The following is a 19,709-nucleotide window of genomic DNA, read 5'->3' as shown; positions in this document are numbered from 1 at the left end:
TTTACTTCAGATTGCCGCTGGCATCCATCGTGATGCCCTGCGGTCCCTGATTCTTCTTCGCTTCATTGGCCTTGCGGACGCCCATGGCCTTGGTGCGCCAGTCTTCGGCAGAAGCCAGATCAGACTTCACGGCACCAGCATTGCCAAAATCCACATCGGCCTTGCGGCGATAGATCAGGTTCAGGTAAGCCATTGCATCGTCGTAGTTCTGACGGTTGCCCACAGCCATGTTCAGATACTGCAGACCCTCGTCAACCAGAGGAGCGTTCTTGCTCTTCAGATCATCCATGACCTTTTTGGGGGCCTTGGGGTTGCCGTTTCCATCATCGCTCAGACCGGCTGCACCAAGAACGCTCAGAACATTCTTGTGGGCCAGATCCCAGTCGATCACACCAATGGTGTAAGCCGCTTCAGGATCCTTGGGGTCCTTCTCCAGCACCTTTTTCTGCCATTCCCGGGCTTCATCGGTCTTCTTCACCGAATAATAGATGCCGGCAATCTGCTTGATGCTGTTGATGTCGTTGGGATCCTTGTCGAGAACTTCCTTGAACAGATCGACCGCCTGCAGGGCGCTCTTCATGTTCTCAGGAGTATCGAGGCCGGGAACTACGTTCTGGGCAAGCGCGGTCGCCAGGTAGGTCTTGGCCATCGGAAGCTTCGGGTCCAGCTGCGTCGCCTTCTGGAAGTGTCCGATCGCCTCTTCATAGTGGGCGCTCTTGTAAGCTTCCACTCCCTTGTTCAGCTGATCGCGGGCTGCAAGCTGGTTGCACCCGCTCATGGTAAGCACCATGCCGGCAAGGGTCACCGCGAACGCCGTAATACGTGCGGGTCGATTCATGTTCGTATCCTTCTCCTTCAGGCGGTGCCTCTTGGTTCGCGCCTGGAATCTGTTGCAACTGGCTCCGGGCGGGAGCAACCGAAACCAGGATCAAAGACGAATTGTACTCCGTTGCCGACCGCATGCGGCTCGCCAGCTGGAGCTGGTCCACCCGCGCAGAGGCTTGTTGCGCCTCTACCAGATTGTCAGTCTGCCAGCCTTAGCTGACCGTCCGCTGCAACCGGCGCGACCCAGGAGGCCGGAACCGATTGCCGCAGCGCGTTTACTGACCCGCCTGGATCTTCGGCGTCATCAAACCAATGTGATCCACGCCCACAGAACGGCCAATGTCGATCACTTCAGCGATATAAGAGAAGCTCAGATCGTCGTCCCCACGGACGAACATGATCTTTTCAGCGCGGTTGGCATAAATTGCATCCAAACGGGCTTTCAGATCGGTCTTCTGAACATCGTCTTCGTTGATCTTATAGGTCGGCGCAGCGCCACGCGTGAAGAAAACCTGAACCACGATCGTACGATCGCTGCTCTTCTGCTGCTGGGTCGGGTTCTTCGGCGGCTGCGGCACCATCGCGTCCAGACCCTTCGGGGTCACCGGCACGATGACCATGAAGATGATCAAGAGCACCAGCAACACGTCGATCATGGGCGTTACGTTAATGTCGGACGAGTAGCCACCCCCGCCCCCCATTGTCATTGCCATGGCTTAAAACTCCTCAGTTTACCGCGATAATCGTTAATGGAACAGAAGCGCGAAGACTCACCACCAAACTAGTTGGCTTCCTTCTTCTCCGTCAGCAAGCCAACTTCATCCACACCCGCGGTACGTACATTGTCGATGGCATCTTCCACCGCTTTGTACTGCGCGCGCGCATCGGCACGGACAAAGATCATCTTGCCCGGCTTGTCAGCCAGCTTCTCGCTCACCTTTTGACCAAGATCGCCTACTGCAACCTTGTTCTGTCCCAGAAACACACCACCATCCCGGGTCACTGCAACAACAATGGCGTCTTCCTTATCCGCGTCGGGCATGGCGGCGGCGTTTTCCACCTTTGCCATATCGACGGCCACTTTGTTCTGCAGCATTGGGGTGATGACCATGAAGATGATCAGCAGTACCAGCATGACGTCCACCATAGGGGTGACGTTGATGTTGGAGCTGACATTTTTACTTACATCGCGAACCGCAACTCCCATTGTCGGGACTCCGTGCGTTTGAATTTTTGGGCTGGCCGAAGTCAGCATGTGATTCCGTTCAAACCGGAAACCGTTCGAGAAGGATCCGGAGGAACTGGAGCAGTGGTTATCTGCCCCAGCCCTCCGCAGGTTCTCGCTCGAACCCTGAAGCCCGAACTACTTCTTGTGGCTCTGCTTGATGAAGTAATCCACCAGCTCGCTCGAAGAGTTGTCCATTTCGACGTCGAACGACTCTACACGACCCGTGAAGTAGTTGAAGGCCATAACGGCCGGGATGGCAACGAGCAGACCGAAAGCGGTCGTGACGAGGGCTTCCGAAATACCACCGGCAACCGCGCCGATACCCGAAGTCTTCTGGGTGGCGATCTGCTGGAAGGCGTTCAGAATGCCGACGACGGTACCGAACAGACCAACGAACGGAGCCGTGGCACCGATGGTGGCCAGAACCGAAAGACCACGCTTCAGCTTGGCGTGCACGATGGCCTCAGCGCGCTCAAGAGCGCGGCCTGCGCTGGCAATCGACTCTTCAGAGGTAACGTTGCCTGCCGAACGGAACTCCTGCAGACCAGCGGTAACAACCTCCGCAAGGTGCGACTTCTTGTTGCGATCAGCAATCTTGATGGCTTCATCCAGCTTGGCATCCTTGAGGGCGCCGGCCACCTTGGGAGCGAACTCACGCGACTGCTTGCGGGCAGCCGTGAAGTACAGGTAACGGTCGATCATCACGGCCAAAGACCAGATCGACTCAACGAAGAGCAGAACGGCTACGCACTTGGCGAGGACGCCCATGTGGCCCCAGAGTTCGAGGGGGCTAAAACCGACGGTCTGACCCTCTTCCTGGAAGAAGGCAAGGCTGCTGACCATATGCGAAGCGAAATGTGCGAACTGAGCGAGAATCACTGAATCGTTCCTCCTACGGAGTTTCTTGTGTACTGAAAAATCCCTTGCGGGGGGTGGGAATGCGCTTCTATCTGATTCGCATTCAGGTCAAGATCGCGGCTCCCCTACACTTAGACGCAAGCGGAGAGCCAGGAATTTCATCATCCACCCAGGGTAAAGATCACGTTGACCGTGGTCTCAACCTCTACCGGATCGTTGTTGAGCAAATACGGCTTGTAGCGCCACTGACGGACTGCATCCTGTGCAGCCTGCTGCAGCATAGCCGGACCGCTGACGACGCGCAGATTCTCAATGGTACCGCTCTTGGAAATGGTTGCCTGCAGCACAACTGTACCGCTGACACGAGCAGCCTTGGCAATGGGAGGATAGACCGGCTGAGTCTTGACCAGAAGGTTACCCACGGCCACACCGGCCGAAATGGTGATCTTCTTGGGGGCCGCAGCCTGAACCTTCACCTTGGGGCCGCTCTGGAACATACTGTCCGTCACAGCCGAGCTCGAACCACCAAGACCTTCCATACCGGCTACACCAAAGCCTGAAGAAGGCGGTGCTTCCTTTTCAGAAACCATCTTGATGTCGTGCGGGATCCGGGTCGGCGCCGTAAGCTGATTATTCATCATCTCCGACTGCACATGCACCACATGCACAACCTCCGGCGGCGGCGGTGGCGGTGGCGGCGGTGGCGGCGGAGGCGGCGCAAACAGAAGGGTCTGCATAGCCCCCTTCGGCAGCGCCTCAGGATAGATCAACGGAATCAAGATCAGCATGACCACGATCGACGCATTGGTGATGAACGTAAACATCATCCAACGACCGCTCTTGGTTTTGATCTTGCCTCCGGATTCAAAAGTGGAGTCTTCAAACATGGCCAGCCTCGAATCGGGTGTTTGTTACCTCTCTTTAGACACCGCAGGAAAGGAATTTGTTCCCGGCGGTGCAATTTCGGCCTCGGAAGGAAGGCGCCGTCAAAAACGGCCCCCACATCCCCTTGCATATTGCGCTAAAACCCGTACATTCCTTCGTTTAGGGCAGATTCCCCGGTAAGTTCGAGCTCCCTTGAGTCTCTCTGCCCCATAGCGTCCATCCTAGCAGGCGGGACATGAAGAAAAATTTATACGCGTGAACGCTTGGCCGTCGGCAGCGATACGTCGCCACCCTTCTGCCCGCGCCACTGCTGATAGGCCACCAGCATCGGTGCCGCCACGGCAATCGACGAATACGTGCCGATTACAATGCCCACCACCAACGCAAAGCTAAAGCCCTTCAGAACCTGACCGCCGAAGACGTACAGCGACAGAACGGTCAAAAAGGTCAGCCCTGAGGTTAACACTGTTCTGCTTAACGTTTGGTTAATGGAACGGTTCACCACGTCAGGCAGTGTTTCCTTGCGGCTCATGCGCAGGTTCTCGCGGATGCGATCGAAAACGACGATGGTGTCGTTCATCGAATAACCCACCAGCGTCAGAATGGCGGCAATCACCGTCAGACTGAGTTCCTTGTCCAGCAGCGCGAAGGCACCCACCGTGATCAGCGTGTCATGGAAGCATGCCACCACGGCGGCCACGCCATAGATCAGCTGGAAGCGGAACCACAGATAGACCAGCATGCCGGCCATGGAGAGCAGAGTGGCCTTGATGGCCTGAATCTCCAGCTGCTTGCCCACCGTCGGTCCTACCACCTGCACGTCGCGCACGTTGAACGGATTACCATAGTGGCCCTTGAGGGCGTCCACGATCTGCTGACGGCCCTGGTCGAGCGCGCTTTCATTCTGCTGCTCGGGCAGGCTCACCAGCACTTCGTTGGCCGAGGCCACGTTGTAGGTGACCACGCTGGCGTCCCGGATGCCGGCCTGGTTGAGCGCCGTACGGATCGCGCCCACGTCGGGCGTCTGCTGGAACTGCACCTGTACTTCGGTGCCACCACGGAAGTCAACGCCCAAAGGAACGATGCTGCCGATGCTGGCCAGGTGCATGCCCATTGAGATCAGACCTGCCACGCTGAAGATCAGCGAGAAACCCAGGAAATACCACTTCTTCCCGAGCCAGTCGATGTTTACGCTACGAAAAAATTCCACTTCTATCTCTCCCCTTTGTTGGGGGCCGGGACGTTGCTCAACCCCGGCGATCCTGTCTCTACCTGGAACCAGTTGTCCGGTCCCTAAGTCCTTAGTCCCTGGTCCCTAAATCGAGACCATCTCGCCAGCCTTCAGCTTGTTCAGGTGGGCGTCAAAGATGACGCGCGAAACAAAAACCGCCGTGAACAGGTTGGCTGCCAGACCGAAGGTCAGCGTAACGGCAAAGCCCTTGATCGGACCCGATCCAAACAAGAACAGGATGGCGGCCGAGACGATGGTGGTCACGTGAGTATCAAGAATGGTGGTCCAGGCATGGGCAAAGCCCTGATCGACGGCTGCCGAAGCCGCCTTGCCGGCACGAATCTCTTCACGAATGCGCTCAAAGATCAGCACGTTCGAATCCACGCCCATACCAATCGTCAAAATGACGCCGGCAATGCCAGGCAGGGTGAGCGTAGCCTTGGAGAAGCCCATGAAGCCAAGCAGAATCACCAGGTTCAGGAACAACGCCAGATTGGCGTTGATGCCCGAGCTGCGGTAGTAGATCAGCATGAAGGCCATAACGACCAGCACGCCAACCACAGCAGCGGTCACGCCCGCCTTGACCGAGTCAGCACCCAACGAAGCGCCCACCGTACGATCTTCCAGGTAGTCAAGCGAGGCCGGCAATGCGCCGGTACGCAGCAACTTCGACAGATCGCGCACTTCTTCTTCACTGAAGGTGCCACGAATCTCGCCCTGATCGCGGATTCCGCTCTCGATGTTGGCCACTTCACGTACGCGGCCGCCCATCAGAATCGCCATTGAGGTGTTGATGTTCTTGCTGGTGTACTCGTAGAAGCGATCGCCTGCTTCGTTGGTCAGCGAAAAACGGACCGTGCGCTGGCCGGTATTCGAGTCGGTACCCGGATCAGCCGAACGGAAGTCAGAGCCAGCCACCACGGCTACGCGCTTGAGCACGTAAACCGAGTCGTTGGCGCCGCTGCCCAAACCACTGAAGTGAGCCAGAACCTGATCAGGCGGCACCGCGCCACCCAAAGCAGCCGTCGCGGCAGCTTCGTCCTGATAAGGACCACCGGCCACGGCGTGAATCTCCAGACGGGCCGTCGAGTTGATGATCGACTTGACGCGCTCCAGGTCGCTGACGCCCGGCAGTTCCACCAGAATCTGGTTGGCTCCCAGGCTGTAAGGAGCCACCTTCGGCTCGCTCACGCCCAGTGAATTCACACGATCATTGATCGTCTCAATCGCCTGCTCGACCGTCTTCTCCTCCAGCTGCTTTTCCAGCTGCGGCTTCATGGTCAGCGTGAAGGGCGTATCGGTGCCACCCGCAATGTCGTACTCGTTGCCATACTTCGACTCGAGCAGCGAACGCACCGCGCTGGAATTGTTCTGCGCCACACCGTCAATCTCGACCAATTCCGGTCGACCGGTGTACTTGCCAAGGCTGTCGCGGGTCAGCGGCTGCGGCTTGATGATCTGACTGAAGCTCAGATTGGCCGTCCGCAAATCCTGCTGTACGCGCGCCGCCGTGTTGTCGGTGTCGGCGTTGATGGCTTCCTTCACTTCCACCTGAAGAATCAGATGGGCTCCGCCCTGCAGATCCAGGCCGAGGTGAATCCGGCTGCTGATGGCGTCAACCAACGCCTTGCCGCTGACACCCGACGGAATGCCGATGATGCCATAGGTGAACACCAGCAACACCGCGATGATCAGGGCTACTTTGTTCTTGAGATTTGTCTTCATTGATCCGTTTCTCTACTTCCCGTCGTGCCGCTGTCTACTTTATTCCGCGGGATCCTGCGTGGTCACCGAGGCAATGGCGTTCTTGGCGATCTCCAGCTTCAGGCCATCCGGGGCCACGCGAATGACCACCGCATCATCCTTGATCGAAAGGACAATACCGCGAATGCCGCCGGCCGTCGTTACCCGATCGCCCGATTTGATCGACGTGAGCATCTGCTGCCACTGTTTTTGACGCTTTTGCTGAGGCCGGATCATCAACAGATACAGAACCGGAATCAGCAGCAGCGGCAACAGCGTCATGATGTTATTGCCGCCCAATGGACCGCCTGCCAGGAAAAACGCAATACTCGTTGCCACACTCATCCTTTACCGCCTACCAAGCCTTATGGCCCGCAGGCACAGGTTCGACCGGCAACGCGCCGGCGCCTGCAATCCAGATTTGTCTACGGGAATGGTACCCGACCGCTCTAGCATTTCTCCAATTGCTGTAGACCGAAAACTGGATGCCGAGTGGCTTTTTCCTTAAGAAAAAACCCCTTGCACGCAATTCGACACTGCACGTGTATTGGAGAAAAGCTCTAGTCTATTCGGCCTAAGGTCTGGAAGGAGAATCCGCCAGACCAACCGCACGCGCATTCTACGCGCCCTGCAAGTCCAGTCCGAAAGCTTCCCTGCCGCCTGTTTCCTGTTCGACATGACCTCTATTTGCCTGCGGAGGCCGTTCTTGTGCCCTGCTGCGGCGCACAAGTCTCCCCGAAAGCCAAAAGAATGCCTAGAAAGATAAGATACGCGTGCCCCGCGCGGTGTCAAGGCACAAGCTTAACGCTATCTCAGCCAAACTACCTGCCCCCGGTTTTAAAAGTCTTACGCCTTACAAAGTTCTTATTTCTTTCTGAGCAAATCTTTCGCTCTTTAGGCGTTCTCTGGTGTCAGCCCTCCAGATCGGCCGCTGCGAAGCACGCCTTCAACCGCTTCGGCCGGGAAAGAAGACAGCGATGCACATCTTTTCTCTCGAATCCCTGTGGCTGACTCCGGCCATTCCTTCCGTCGCCTTCCTGCTTTGGGTTCTGTGGAAAATGCACCAGGAAAGCCACAAAAGAAAGAACTAGCCAGCATCGACAATCAGGTTTTCACCCCGGCGGGGTAAAGCGAAAGTAGCCCCGGGTGGATCATGGCTCTGCCCCTGAGCGTAGTCGAAGGGAAAGAGTCAGGAGGAACCCGGGGTATGCAGCAAAGAACAGATTGCGCCCCGGAAGGGCGCTGCGAAGTTCAGGCGTAAAGCAAAAGCAGAGCGGCTCTGCCCAGAGGCAATCCTCTCAAGGGCCTTTTTCCTCAAGAAAATTCCCTTTGAATGCTCTTCTCAAAAGCGTGTTTACTCTGTTTTTTCTCTAAAAAAACACAGAACTTTCCCAGTGGTTCCGCTCCGCTACACCCTGGACTCCTATCGCTCTGCCCCTGCCGGGGCAGGAAGAATGCCTGAAAGCTCTCTGCTCCCTAGGAGTCTGTCGCCCATAGAATTGCCCGAGGTCCTGGTCCAGACCAGGCCCAGCAGATTACGATTTTGTTATGGGCCAGAACTTCCTTCCAGACACGGTCAACCAGACGCTTCTGTTTCCACCCAGCCTTCACGACTGGCTACCTGACGGCCATTTGGCTCGTTTTGTCGTGGATGTGGTTTCGGCATTGGATCTTGAATCGATCTATGCTTCGTATCGCGAGAAGGATGGTCGCGGCCAGTCGGCTTATGCTCCGGAGATGATGGTTCGCCTTCTTTTGTACGGTTATGCCACGGGCGTTTACAGCTCACGCAGGCTTGAGAAGCATACCTGGGAAGACGTGGCATTTCGCTATCTTTCCGGCGACCAGCATCCGGACCACGCCACGCTGGCCGAGTTTCGCAAACGGCATCTGGCTGCGCTGTCCGAACTGTTCACGCAGGCCTTGTTGCTGTGCGCAAAAGCCGGTCTGGTTAAGCTGGGTCATGTGTCGATCGATGGAACAAAGATCAGGGCGAACGCCAGCAAGCACAAGGCGATGAGCTACCAGCGCATGACCGAGAGCGAGGCGCGCCTGAAGCAGGAAATCAACGCTCTGTTGGCTGCTGCGGAAAAAGCGGATGCCGACGAGGACGCGCAGTACGGCAAGGATCGGAACGGCGAAGAACTTCCCGACGAGTTACAGCGACGCGAGAGCCGGTTGCAGAAGATTCGCGAAGCGAAGCAGGCACTCGAAGACGAGGCCCGCGAGAAGGCTGAGCAGAAACTTGCTGAAGCAGAAAAGAAACAGGCTGACGAGGAAGAAGATCGTCGCGCGGGCAAAAAGAAACGTGGTCGCAAGTCGAATCCCCCTGATCCGGACAAGGCAAAACCCGCAGACAAGGATCAGCGCAACTTCACGGATCCGGAGAGCCGCATCATGCCGGATGGCGCCAATAAAGGCAGCTTTTTACAGGCTTATAATGCGCAGATCGCGGTCGATTCCATCGCGCAGGTAATCGTGGCCGCCGCGGTTACGCAGGAGACGAACGACAAAAAACAATTACTGCCGATGGTGGCACAGATCGAAAAGAATCTTGCCCAAAAGCCCGAGAAAGTCAGCGCTGATACCGGCTACTTCAGCGAAGCAAATGTGACCGACGCAACGGTAGCTGAAATCGACTTATACATCGCCACAGGCCGCGACAAACATAGTGATCCAACGGAGATAGCCTGTGGTGAAGCCCCGTCAGATGCAACGGCACGAGAACAAATGCAACATAAGTTGAAGACCGAGGCCGGACGCGCAGTCTACAAAAGACGCAAGGCGATCGTGGAACCGGTCTTTGGACAAATCAAGGAGTGCCGCGGTTTTCGTCGCTTCAGCATGCGCGGCAAACAGAATGTGAGCGGAGAGTGGAGGCTGGTGTGCGCGGTCAGCAATCTGTTGAAGCTCTTTCGCTCCGGATGGGCACTGCAAAACGCGTAAAAACAACGAAAGATCAGAATCCGAATCAGAGTCGCGCCTCAAAGATACGGTGCGGTAGAGAAAAACTGACAGCAACAGACAAATCCAGTACTGCGCAGCCAGGCCGACATCTCCTGCAAAAATCGCAAACGCTATGAGCGACAGACTCCTAGAGCGCGTTTCCGCCTGCAAACGCGAAAAGGCCACTGTATCTCTACAGTGGCCTTCGTCCAACCGGCTAGCTGTCGGCCTGGTGTCGACACCCATTCCGCCCTGTTCCCGTGCCGATGAAACGCTCCCCAGCTTCCCGTTGCCTGAGAACATCCCCTCTGTATTGCAGGACAGATCGACGCCTGGCTTTTGACAGCCCTAGATTCTGTTTCCCCATGCGCACGTGGAGGTGCGTGCATACAGAACCCCGGTTGGTGCAGCTTTTTTTGACCCGGACCGTCCGGATCCCGTGCTTATTCCTATACTTAAGCTTCCTGGCCCCGCTGCCGCACGCCCACCCCGTTCTGCACTTGCAGAGATTGGGTCCTGGCCTCCCAGCCAAGGCAGGTTGCCTGCAGCGAATCCGTTCCCGCCAGCAGTGCCGGTCAAGACGAACTCGATGCCTTCACTCTCGCCGATCAGGGCGTAAATTCATCTGTTTTTTGAGGATTTTTCTGCTGATATTGTTTTAGAAATGCCAACACAAGTATTTTAGATAATTTATTCTGCCTGATTTACTATAAGCACCCTACTAACAGTGCCCATTATCAGAGGAAAAGCGCCTTCTGTCGCTACTGAAGATTCCTCTACTTGTCCCGTATTCCGGCACTCAGGCCGAAATACGGGCAATTCTTTTGTCCTACAGCTTGAGATCCGGGAACGACCACGACAGCAGGCCCGTCGTCGTCTGCTGCACGCCTTCGCAGATCCTCAGACCATTCACCACAAAGTCCAGCATCGACTTGTTGTCCCGCGCCCGCACCGTGGCCGACATATCCGCCGGTCCACCCAGCAGAATATGCACATCCTCGATCAGAATCCGGTCCTTGAAAGCCGGATCGTAGGCCAGCGTCTCCATGATGTAGCGGCCCAGCCGCTCCTGACTGTCCACCACCAGACGCTTGCGCGCCTGATCCAGATCCTGGGCGCGACCGCCCAGGCCGTTGCGCAGGACCGTGGGCAACACCCAGATGTCTACCCGGTAGCGCTCGGGAAAACCCAGCGCCGTGGGGCTAACGCGGTAACCGCTGTCGACCCAGCCCTTTTTGCGCATCTCCTTGAGCGCCCACTCCACCTCGTGGGTCTTGAGCGCGGTAGCCACCTGCAGGGCTACATAGGTAGCCTGCGGATGAAAACGCAGATACTCCAGAATCTTCTGCTCGCGCTCGTTGGGCGGACGGTGCCGTCTGGTGGGCGTTTTTCCTTCGACCTGTATTGGTTCTGGCGTCTCTTCGACGCTTCTTTTCTCCATGCTGCCTTCAAAAGCTCCTTCTGCCATCGTATCCGGCGCAAGGCAGGCTGTCATCCTGTTGCGGGCAGAAAAGCATGGGAAAAATCCCCGATCAAGGAGATTTATTTCTCTTTTTCCGGAGTTGCAGGCTCATCGTCCGCTTCGTCGGCTGACTCCTCCACCAGCACGGCCGAGCCGGGAACCACGTCATAGCTGATCGCCTCGCGCCCGGTGGGATGGAAGGCAGCCCGCAGCGGTTCGCGTTGCCACTCCACCGGGCCACAGACCGGATCAGGACGGCTGGCAGCATCGTAATCGCCCATTTTTTTGGACAAAACCGGCTTGCGCGCGCCAATTTGCGTCACCACAGCGAACAAACCCTTGCCCGAAGCATTTAGCCCGCAGTAGGCGGCATAGTCGCGGAACCAGCTCACCCGGCTGACGGTCGGGTCATAATCCGGCAGATGCAGCATGACCACATGGCCGGTAACGCGGTCCACCATCATCCAGGGCCCGCGCTGCCAGACCCAGCGCCCCACCGGCTCACCGGGCAGCGTGTCATTGATGCGGATGGCGCGGCGCACCACAAAGCTGCGGTCGGTCACGTCATGCGCATCGCCTGTGGTCCATTCCTTCAGAACCCCATCCACCAGAATCGGCCGCACCTTGAGGAATTTTTCACTGCTTGCAGCCCCGGCCGGATCGCCCACCAGCGAGTAAGAAACCTGTTTGGCCATGCCCAGCGCGATGACGTGCGTCTTGTGCGGCGCGGCGATGACGATCACCGCGGCACCCATCAGAAAAAGCAGAATCATCAGAAGAGAGAGGAAAAAACGTCGCATGATGCCTCCCCTCCGGCGGGAAAAGTGCGCCAGAGTCAAAAAATCAAGGATCAGCAACGCATCGGGGAAAAGAGGAATGAGGCAGAAAATCTTTGAAAAACAGCTCGCCGCCATCGTAGCTTGTTTCTTTTGTCCTGTGGCAAAAAAATCTAATGATTTTCCTTTTTGCCCCCGTGCAGAATCCGCAGCAACTGGCGTACTGCCCTTCTGCCCAGATCCACTGTGCTGGCCGGTACTTGCAGCAGCAGGGACTCCAGAGGGGGAATGCCTGGTTTAACCTCGTTCTTTTCCTGCCACTTGCGTGGATGCACCCGTGCCAGCGGCTCTGATTCGAGCCGATGAAGATTTATTTTTTCTATCAGATCCGTACGGCTTTCCTGGACGTAAAGAAAACTGTTCTGTGCGTAATAGTAGGCTACCTTCGGGTTGTTCCACACCTGCGGACGAATTCCATCGATGACCCTATACCCTTGCCGCGCAAAGAGTTCTGCCCAGTATTCCGGCCACTGTTCGTTGACGTGGTGTACGCCTCCCTGGTGAGGAATAGCCGCGCTGAACAACACAACCGGCCCCAGCAAACAGAGAAATTCCACGAAGCCAGCAGCCTTGTCTTCCGCCAGATGCTCTGCCACCTCCAGCGATTCGACCAGATCAAAACGCGTCTGCAAGGAAGTATCCGGCTCTTCCAGATTCATTGGCAGGAATTGAGCGGAAGGAATCAGCAGATCGGCAGGCTGTACATACTGCCCATCGATTCCCAGCAAGCGATCCACGCCAAGATCGGCCCAAACGCTCAGCCAGGTTCCAATGCCACATCCCACGTCCACCACGCTTTGCGGATGCAACGTCTGATCCAGAAACGCCAGAATTTCCCCGGCGGATCCACGGGACTCTTCCACATACGTAGAGTAAAAAGAGGAGCTATAGAGCGTAGACGCCATCTATTTTTATTCCTTGCCGCAAATGATCCAGAGCAAAAAAACTCTTGTCCTGGCAGCGAACGGACAAGATGCAGCCGCTCCATTCGTCTTCGTGCGGTACGGAAAATCTTATCCGATCCAGATCCTCTGCACCGCAGAAATACAAAAAGCGCACAGAAATCTGTGCGCTTTTTGATGCTTTCCAGTGAGACAACAGGAAAAAACCGCCTTTTACAGCCCGGCAGCTTCCACTGCCCGCGCCACGCGGAAGGCCGTTGCCTCGTTCAGGTGCTTGGCCAGAACCTGCATACCCACCGGCAGGCCGGCAGCCGTTTTGCCGCAGGGCACGGCCACGCCGCAGATGCCTGCCAAGCTGGCCGTCACGGTGTAGATGTCGGCCAGGTACATGGAAACCGGATCACCCGTCTTCTCGCCCAGCTTGAAGGCCGGGGTGGGCGAGGTTGGGGTTACGATGGCGTCCACCTCGGCAAAGGAACGCAGGAACTCCTCGGCCAGCAGACGGCGCACCTGCTGCGCCTTGCGGTAGTAGGCGTCATAATAGCCTGCCGAAAGCGCGTAGGTGCCCAGCAGGATGCGGCGCTTGACCTCGGCGCCAAAGGCCTCATCGCGGGAGTTCTTGTACATGGCTGCCAGTGCGGCGGCGTCGGCAGAGCGGTGGCCGTAGCGCACACCATCAAAGCGCGCCAGATTGGCGCTGGCTTCGGCCGTGGCAATCAGATAGTAGACCGGCACAGCATACTTGGTGTGGGGCAGATGGACCGGCTGAACCGTGCAACCAGCCGCCTTCAGTGCCTCAATTCCCTTCTCCACCTTTTCCCGGACTTCCGGATCCAGACCTTCGGCAAAATACTCGGCCGGAATGCCGATCTTCAGCCCTTCGACGGGTTTGTCGCTTTCAGCGGCGTAATCGGGCACGGGAGCGTCGAGACTGGTGGCGTCCTTGGGATCGTGGCCGGCGATGACGCCCAGCAGGGTGGCCGCATCTCGCACATTGCCTGCGAACGGCCCCACGCGGTCCAGCGAAGAGGCAAAGGCGATCAGGCCATAGCGCGAGACGCGTCCGTAGGTGGGCAGCACGCCCACCACGCCGCAGAAGCTGGCCGGCTGGCGGATGGAGCCGCCCGTGTCGGTGCCGAGCGTGGCCGCCGCCAGATTGGCCGCCACCGCTGCCGCTGAGCCGCCCGAACTGCCGCCCGGAACGCGCTCCAGATCATGCGGGTTCAGCACCGGCCCGTAGGCCGAATTTTCATTGGAGCCGCCCATGGCGAATTCGTCGCAGTTCAGCTTGCCGAGCAGCACCGCACCGGCAGTATCCAGCCTGGCGACGGAGGTGGCGTCATAGGGCGGATGGTAGCCCTTCAGAATCTTCGAGGCTGCCGTCGCGGGCGCGCCCTGCATCACCAGCACGTCTTTAATGCCGACGGGAATGCCGGCCAGCGTGGGCAACGGATCACCCTTGGCGGCCAGTTGATCCACATGGGCAGCCTGCTTGAGCGCACGCTCTTTGGTCAGGCTCAGGTATACATTCAGACGCGGATTCTTCTGCTCAATGGCGGCATAGTAGCTGGCGGCCAGATCCGTGGCTTTAGTCGTTCCGCTGGCAATCTCCCCGCGCAGCTGGGCGAGGCTTTTCGGCGTTTCCAGGTAGTTTTCGGCGCTTGTCGGCAATCGAACCTTCCTTCTATTCCCGCCGGAAGGGCGGATTTTCTCTTGTATGGGTCTGGCGCGTGAAAACTAGCGCTCAATCACCTTGGGAACCTTGAAGAATGCGCCGTCGCTCTCGGGAGCTTCGGCCATCACCAGAGCGCGATCAACCGAGGGCCGCGCGGCGTCTTCACGCAGGACGCTGAGCGCACCGCTCAACTCACCCACCTGCTCCAGCGGCTCTACGCCGGTTGTATCCAGCTCGTTCAGCTCGGCGACGTAGTCCAGAATCGCATTCAGATCCGTCAACATGCGCGCAGTTTCGTCGGGCTTCAGCTCCAGCTGAGCCAACTCGGCCACACGCTCCACTTCCTGCACACTGACTTTGGCGGTCATGGTTTCCCTTTGGATTGGCATTTGTCCCGGCCCTGAGCGCAAAGAGGTTCCGCGCCGGCTCCGAAGTTCAAGTATACGGCGCGAGAGGGGACGGCTGACAGCTGTCAGCTTTCAGCTTTTTTCATGACAAAGAAAAGACTGAGCCCACCTGCGGTGGGGCCAACTGCTTCGCGTGGCACAACAGAGTTCATGTGCAAGGCTTGCATCGTCCTACGGGACTTTGTTCGTTGCTGCTACGGCTACGGCGCGGGTTCACCGCTCACACAAAAATCAATACAGCCGCGATCCGCAGGACAAGCTGAGAGCTGACATCTGCCCTCCTACTCCCGGCCTTTTTTGCGAATCTCGATATTCAGGCGCTTGATCTTCTGGTTCAGCGTGGAGAGAGGGATGTGGAACTGCTCGGCTGCTTCAGTCTGATTCCAGTTGCAGCGCTCCAGCTTTTCCACGATGATGCGCCGCTCGATGGTCTCCATGATGTCAAAGAGCGAGGCGTCCGGGTTGTGCTCCAGCAGCGCATCCTGAAAGCTGCGACCGGTAATGTGGCCGGGCAGCAGGTCACTGCCGATGTTCGGCCCCGACGAAAGCACCACGCCGCGCTCGATGGCGTTCTCCAGTTCGCGCACATTGCCCGGCCAATCGTAATCGACCAGCGCACGCAGCGCATCGGAAGAGAGCTTGCGCGGAGACATGCTGTTTTCGTTGGTATAAAACTCCAGAAAATGATTGGCCAGCAGAGGAATGTCTTCGCGGCGGGCGCGCAGGGGCGGCAGCTCCACCGTGATAACGTTCAGGCGATAGAAAAGATCTTCGCGGAAGCGACCCTCGCGGACCTCCTGACGCAGGTCAACGTTGGTGGCGGCAATAATGCGCACGTCCACCTGAATCTCCTGAATGCCACCCAGATGCATGAAGCGCCGGTCCTGCAGTACGCGCAGGATTTTGGCCTGCGTGTCCATGCCCATGGTGGCAATTTCATCCAGGAAAAGCGTGCCGCCGTTGGCCACTTCGAAGAGGCCTTTTTTGCTGGCGATGGCCGAAGTAAATGCACCCTTCACGTGGCCGAAGAGCGTGCTTTCCAGTAGCTCAGAAGGCATAGCGCCGGTGTTGATGGGCACAAAAGGCTTGTCGCGGCGCGGTGAATTGGCGTGCAGCGCCTTGGCGATCAGCTCTTTGCCTGTGCCGCTTTCACCCAGAATCAGAACCGTGGAACGCGAAGGCGCAACCTGGGCAACCAGATCGAAGACCTTCAGCATGATCTCGCTTTTGCCCACAATGTTCGAGAAGTTATAGCGCTGCTTGAGCGTGCGCTTGAGCAGAATATTTTCTTCTTCGGCCTTGTGGCGGGCAATGGCGGAGCGGATATCGGCCAGCAGCTTCTCGTTGTCCCAGGGCTTCTGCACAAAGTTGTCGGCACCGGCACGCACCGCTTCCACCACATTGTCCACCGTGCCGTAGGCGGTAATCATGATGACCGGCAACTCCGGCTGACGGGCCTTGATCTGCGGCAGCAGCTCCATTCCACTCTGTCCGGGCAGCGCCAGATCCAGCAGCACAAGGTCAAAGCTTCCGCCTTCGATCATGCTCAGCCCGACCTCGCCATCCACAGCCATAGTCACCGAGTAACCCTCCAGTGTCAGCAACACTTCGAGCGATTCACGGATGCCGGCCTCGTCATCAATGACAAGGATGGAAGCGGTATTTTCAGTCAAGTTCTCAGCAGCAACATTCACAGGCAGATCAACCTCAAGCATGGACGGAATTCCTTGTCAGCGGAAACTCAAGATGAAAAGTAGTGCCGGCGCCGATGGCGCTCTCGACATGAATCTTGCCGGCATGCTCCTGAATAATTCCGTAGGAAACTGCAAGTCCCAGGCCGGTTCCGCGCCGTTCGCCAGGCTTGGGGGTGGACTTGGTGGTAAAAAACGGGTCGTAAATACGCTTCAGATTCTCGGGCGCAATGCCGGAGCCGCTGTCCGAGATAATGGCTTCCACATGACCGTTGGAGGCGGTGGCCACGCGCAGACGGCCGCCAGTCGGCATGGCGTCCTTGGCGTTCAGCAGCAGATTCAGAAATACCTGCTGCAGCTTGCCGGGATTGCCATGAATCTGCGGCAGATCCTTGGCCAGCTCCACGTCCACTTCGATCCGGGCCGTCTTGAACTGGTGTTCCACAAGCGAAAGCGTATCGTGAATCACCTGATTCAGATCTGTGGAGCGAAACTCGGTGGTCGAGGTGCGGGAAAAATTCAGCAGGCCGTTGGCAATGTCCGCCGCGCGGAAGCTTTGCTGGATGATCTTGTCGAGCACTGGCGAGAGTTTGGCATCGCCCTTCAGCTGCTTGGAAAGCATCTGCGCATACGAGCTGATGACGGCCAGCGGCGTGTTAATTTCATGCGCCACGCCTGCCGCCAGCAAACCAATAGAGCTGAGCTTGTCGGCCTGCGCCAACTGCGCCTCCAGCGAGACGCGGGCCGTAATGTCGTCCACCAGCACGATGCGGCCCACGGGCACAAAATCCCGTGACATGAGCGGCGCAACCGCTGCGTTCACCGTACGCTGCTCACCGGCGCGCGTGGTCAGCTGGAACTTGTAAATGTGGTGCACGCCTGGTTCGTCGCGGAAGTTTTCAATGGCGTCCACAAAGTCCAGGGGCAAAACGGTACGAAGTACCTGACCAAGGGCCTCGGCGCGGCTGAGCGCGTACATGGCCTCCATCTGCGCATTCCAGCTCTCAATGCGGCCTTCCAGATCGAGAGCAAAGATACCCACATTGATGGACTCGACGATGTTCTCGTTGAAGTCCTTCAGCCGTTCGAACTCGGCAATCTGCAGCTGCAGGCGAGCGTACAGGCTGGCGTTCTGCAGGGCAATACCCATGTAGCTGGCCAGCGACTCCAGCAGTTCCACGTCTTCGCTCGACAAAAAATCGCCGCCCAGAGTCCGGCCAAGACCAATGACGGCGATGGTGCGCGTGGTTTCTCCGTATTGAACACGACAGGGCAGATAGTAGTTCAGATCAAGCAGAGCAGCCGTGCGCTGTTCGCTCTCGGGCAGATGCAGGGCCTGCTGGGCGTTTTCCAAAAAGATGTGCGAGTGGCCTGCGTCCTCATCAAAATCAAGGAAGCCAAGATCAAGCGCCTGACCCGCAGCATCTTCCGGCAGGCCATGCGAAGTGGCCAGTAGAAGGCCATTCTCCAGATTCAGAAAAACGGCCACCCGCGCCACCTGCAAAGTGCGCGGCAGCTGCTCGACGATCGACTCAAGCAGCGCTTCGATGTTGGTTTCCGAACTGAGGCCGCGGCCAAACTCGACGAGCGCCTTGCGGTAGTCGTAGCGATGGCGATCAAAGCCGCGATCCACCCAGCTTTGAATGCGCTGCTTGAGCGGATCAAAGACCGCTGCGGTCACCAGAATGGCCACCACCAGGCCCCACTCCCGCACCGCACCGGGCAGCGATTGATGCACCCAGACCGAGATCAGGGCGATGATGCCAAAGTAGCCGCCCAGAATCACACCGGTCGTCAGCGTATAGGCCACGCCACGCTTGAAGATTAAGTCCGTGTCCATCAGCCGGTAGCGAACGATGGCCCAGCTGAAGGTCAGCGGCAGAAAGATCAGCGACAGACCGGCCAGATTGGTCAGCAGATGCGGCGGATTCAGATCAAACAGAAACGGCGCTGCGTAGAACAGCGTGAAAGGCAACACCGCCAGCAGCGTGCCGCGCGTTACCCACTTCAGCTGCTGGCGCAAGAGCGGCGTGTCGGCCTTGCCGTAGGAACGCAGGAAAAAGATGGCCGAGAGCAGATAGAAAGCCGCGTCGTAGGCCGTACCCGTCTGCTCCAGACGGTGCTTGAGCAGGCCAGTGGCTTCGCGCGTCTGAATCGCCCAGATCCAGAGCGAAAGCAGCGCCGCGCCCGGCAAATAAACCGGTGGCAACAGCCAGCCGCGCAGGCGCTTGAAGCGCTCTTCCGGGAAGCTGAGGGCAAAGTGCAGGAATAAAGCCGGCTGCAGCGACTCCGCTGCAATGTTGGCCCAAAAGACCACCAGATCCAGTCCCGCCAGCCGCCCGGTGTACTTGAAGGCGTACAACACGAACGAAACCAGACAGAAGATGTAGAAGTGGGTGGCGCGGAGCGCACCCCAGCGGCGGAAGAGGACGTAGAGGCCGATGATCAGGTAGACCAGGCCAATCAGACGCAAAACCTGCGCCAGACTGCGATCCACCGGCAGCGGAATCACCTTCACCGGCTGATCGAGAGGAATGCCGTCGCGCGTAATCGAGTAATAAAGAAGACCGTATGAACCGCTGCGATAGAGCGCCCGCTCCAGACTGGAAAGCTGCAGGGTGGGCAGATCGTTGCAACTGGCGCAGGAGGAAACCGAGGTCAGCAGATCATGGACGTGAATGCCGGCCACTTCACCGGCGTTTCCCGGCAGTACCCGCTCGGCAACCAGTCCACCGCTCGCCTCACGCCACCAGACACCGTCGTCCGGCTGCTGCCAGTCGCGCTCTTCCATAAAGTTCAACGCCGCCAATACAAACAGGGCAGCCGTCACTAGTGCCAGCAGCGTTGCCTGTACGCGATTGTAAAGATTGGTATCCATAGCGGCCGTCGGGCTTTCATACTCTTACTAGCACGTTGATTGCCATGCGTACCGCAATGGGTACGTGCAGCGTCTTTCACTTCCAAACAATAGACAATACGCAGGATATTGACGGACAGTTCCGGGACAGGTCAACCACTCT

The 19,709-nt window shown here is 57.8% G+C and carries 16 protein-coding genes; 1 reads left to right on the top strand and 15 read right to left on the bottom strand.

Features of this window, described 5'->3' with window-relative positions; translation table 11 throughout:
- Nucleotide 1: 1 nt before the first annotated feature.
- The 8 genes from ACOBR2_RS03830 to yajC all read right to left on the bottom strand — a co-directional run bounded on the left by ACOBR2_RS03830 (nt 2) and on the right by yajC (nt 7,115).
- Entirely contained in the window at nt 2-838 is an 837-nt protein-coding gene (locus ACOBR2_RS03830) for a tetratricopeptide repeat protein (protein WP_420238740.1), read from the bottom strand.
- 262 nt (nt 839-1,100) lie between these two features.
- Nucleotides 1,101-1,538 (bottom strand): ExbD/TolR family protein, encoded by a 438-nt coding sequence (locus tag ACOBR2_RS03825; RefSeq protein WP_420238739.1) that lies wholly within the window; start codon nt 1,536-1,538, stop codon nt 1,101-1,103.
- A gap of 68 nt (nt 1,539-1,606) precedes the next feature.
- Entirely contained in the window at nt 1,607-2,032 is a 426-nt protein-coding gene (locus ACOBR2_RS03820) for an ExbD/TolR family protein (protein ID WP_420238738.1), read from the bottom strand.
- 156 nt (nt 2,033-2,188) lie between these two features.
- On the bottom strand, nt 2,189-2,932 hold the full coding sequence (locus tag ACOBR2_RS03815) for a MotA/TolQ/ExbB proton channel family protein (RefSeq protein ID WP_420238737.1): 744 nt from the start codon (nt 2,930-2,932) through the stop codon (nt 2,189-2,191).
- 140 nt (nt 2,933-3,072) lie between these two features.
- Nucleotides 3,073-3,798, bottom strand: a complete 726-nt coding sequence (locus ACOBR2_RS03810) for an energy transducer TonB (RefSeq protein WP_420238736.1) — start codon at nt 3,796-3,798, stop codon at nt 3,073-3,075.
- Between the two features lie 245 nt (nt 3,799-4,043).
- Nucleotides 4,044-5,006 (bottom strand): protein translocase subunit SecF, encoded by a 963-nt coding sequence (gene secF, locus ACOBR2_RS03805; protein WP_420238735.1) that lies wholly within the window; start codon nt 5,004-5,006, stop codon nt 4,044-4,046.
- A 105-nt stretch (nt 5,007-5,111) separates the two neighbouring features.
- Nucleotides 5,112-6,752, bottom strand: coding sequence for a protein translocase subunit SecD (gene secD / locus ACOBR2_RS03800; protein ID WP_420238734.1), 1,641 nt, complete (start codon nt 6,750-6,752; stop codon nt 5,112-5,114).
- 39 nt (nt 6,753-6,791) lie between these two features.
- Nucleotides 6,792-7,115 carry a preprotein translocase subunit YajC gene (gene yajC / locus ACOBR2_RS03795; protein WP_420238733.1) on the bottom strand — a complete coding sequence of 108 codons (324 nt, stop codon included), beginning with the start codon at nt 7,113-7,115 and terminating at the stop codon, nt 6,792-6,794.
- A gap of 1,203 nt (nt 7,116-8,318) precedes the next feature.
- Here yajC and ACOBR2_RS03790 point away from each other — a divergent pair.
- Nucleotides 8,319-9,716: an IS1182 family transposase gene (locus ACOBR2_RS03790; RefSeq protein ID WP_420236173.1), complete on the top strand. Its 1,398-nt coding sequence runs from the start codon at nt 8,319-8,321 to the stop codon at nt 9,714-9,716.
- An 829-nt stretch (nt 9,717-10,545) separates the two neighbouring features.
- Here the strand turns inward: ACOBR2_RS03790 and ACOBR2_RS03785 are convergent.
- The 7 genes from ACOBR2_RS03785 to ACOBR2_RS03755 all read right to left on the bottom strand — a co-directional run bounded on the left by ACOBR2_RS03785 (nt 10,546) and on the right by ACOBR2_RS03755 (nt 19,567).
- Entirely contained in the window at nt 10,546-11,157 is a 612-nt protein-coding gene (locus ACOBR2_RS03785; protein ID WP_420238732.1) for a hypothetical protein, read from the bottom strand.
- 101 nt (nt 11,158-11,258) lie between these two features.
- The gene (locus ACOBR2_RS03780) at nt 11,259-11,978 is read right to left on the bottom strand and encodes a hypothetical protein (protein WP_420238731.1); all 720 of its coding nucleotides are present in this window, start codon (nt 11,976-11,978) and stop codon (nt 11,259-11,261) included.
- Between the two features lie 149 nt (nt 11,979-12,127).
- Nucleotides 12,128-12,919 (bottom strand): class I SAM-dependent methyltransferase, encoded by a 792-nt coding sequence (locus ACOBR2_RS03775; RefSeq protein ID WP_420238730.1) that lies wholly within the window; start codon nt 12,917-12,919, stop codon nt 12,128-12,130.
- A gap of 210 nt (nt 12,920-13,129) precedes the next feature.
- Complete coding sequence (gene gatA, locus ACOBR2_RS03770) at nt 13,130-14,563, bottom strand: Asp-tRNA(Asn)/Glu-tRNA(Gln) amidotransferase subunit GatA (protein ID WP_420239970.1); 1,434 nt, start codon at nt 14,561-14,563, stop codon at nt 13,130-13,132.
- A gap of 90 nt (nt 14,564-14,653) precedes the next feature.
- The gene (gene gatC / locus ACOBR2_RS03765; RefSeq protein ID WP_420238729.1) at nt 14,654-14,959 is read right to left on the bottom strand and encodes an Asp-tRNA(Asn)/Glu-tRNA(Gln) amidotransferase subunit GatC; all 306 of its coding nucleotides are present in this window, start codon (nt 14,957-14,959) and stop codon (nt 14,654-14,656) included.
- A gap of 320 nt (nt 14,960-15,279) precedes the next feature.
- The gene (locus ACOBR2_RS03760; protein WP_420238728.1) at nt 15,280-16,713 is read right to left on the bottom strand and encodes a sigma-54-dependent transcriptional regulator; all 1,434 of its coding nucleotides are present in this window, start codon (nt 16,711-16,713) and stop codon (nt 15,280-15,282) included.
- The gene (locus ACOBR2_RS03755) at nt 16,706-19,567 is read right to left on the bottom strand and encodes an ATP-binding protein (protein ID WP_420238727.1); all 2,862 of its coding nucleotides are present in this window, start codon (nt 19,565-19,567) and stop codon (nt 16,706-16,708) included. The genes ACOBR2_RS03760 and ACOBR2_RS03755 overlap by 8 nt, the downstream gene beginning before the upstream one ends.
- Nucleotides 19,568-19,709: the final 142 nt, after the last annotated feature.

The sequence above is a fragment of the Telmatobacter bradus genome (genome assembly GCF_048629425.1).
Lineage (GTDB): Bacteria > Acidobacteriota > Terriglobia > Terriglobales > Acidobacteriaceae > Telmatobacter > Telmatobacter bradus.
This window is presented reverse-complemented; position numbering and strand designations above follow the sequence as displayed.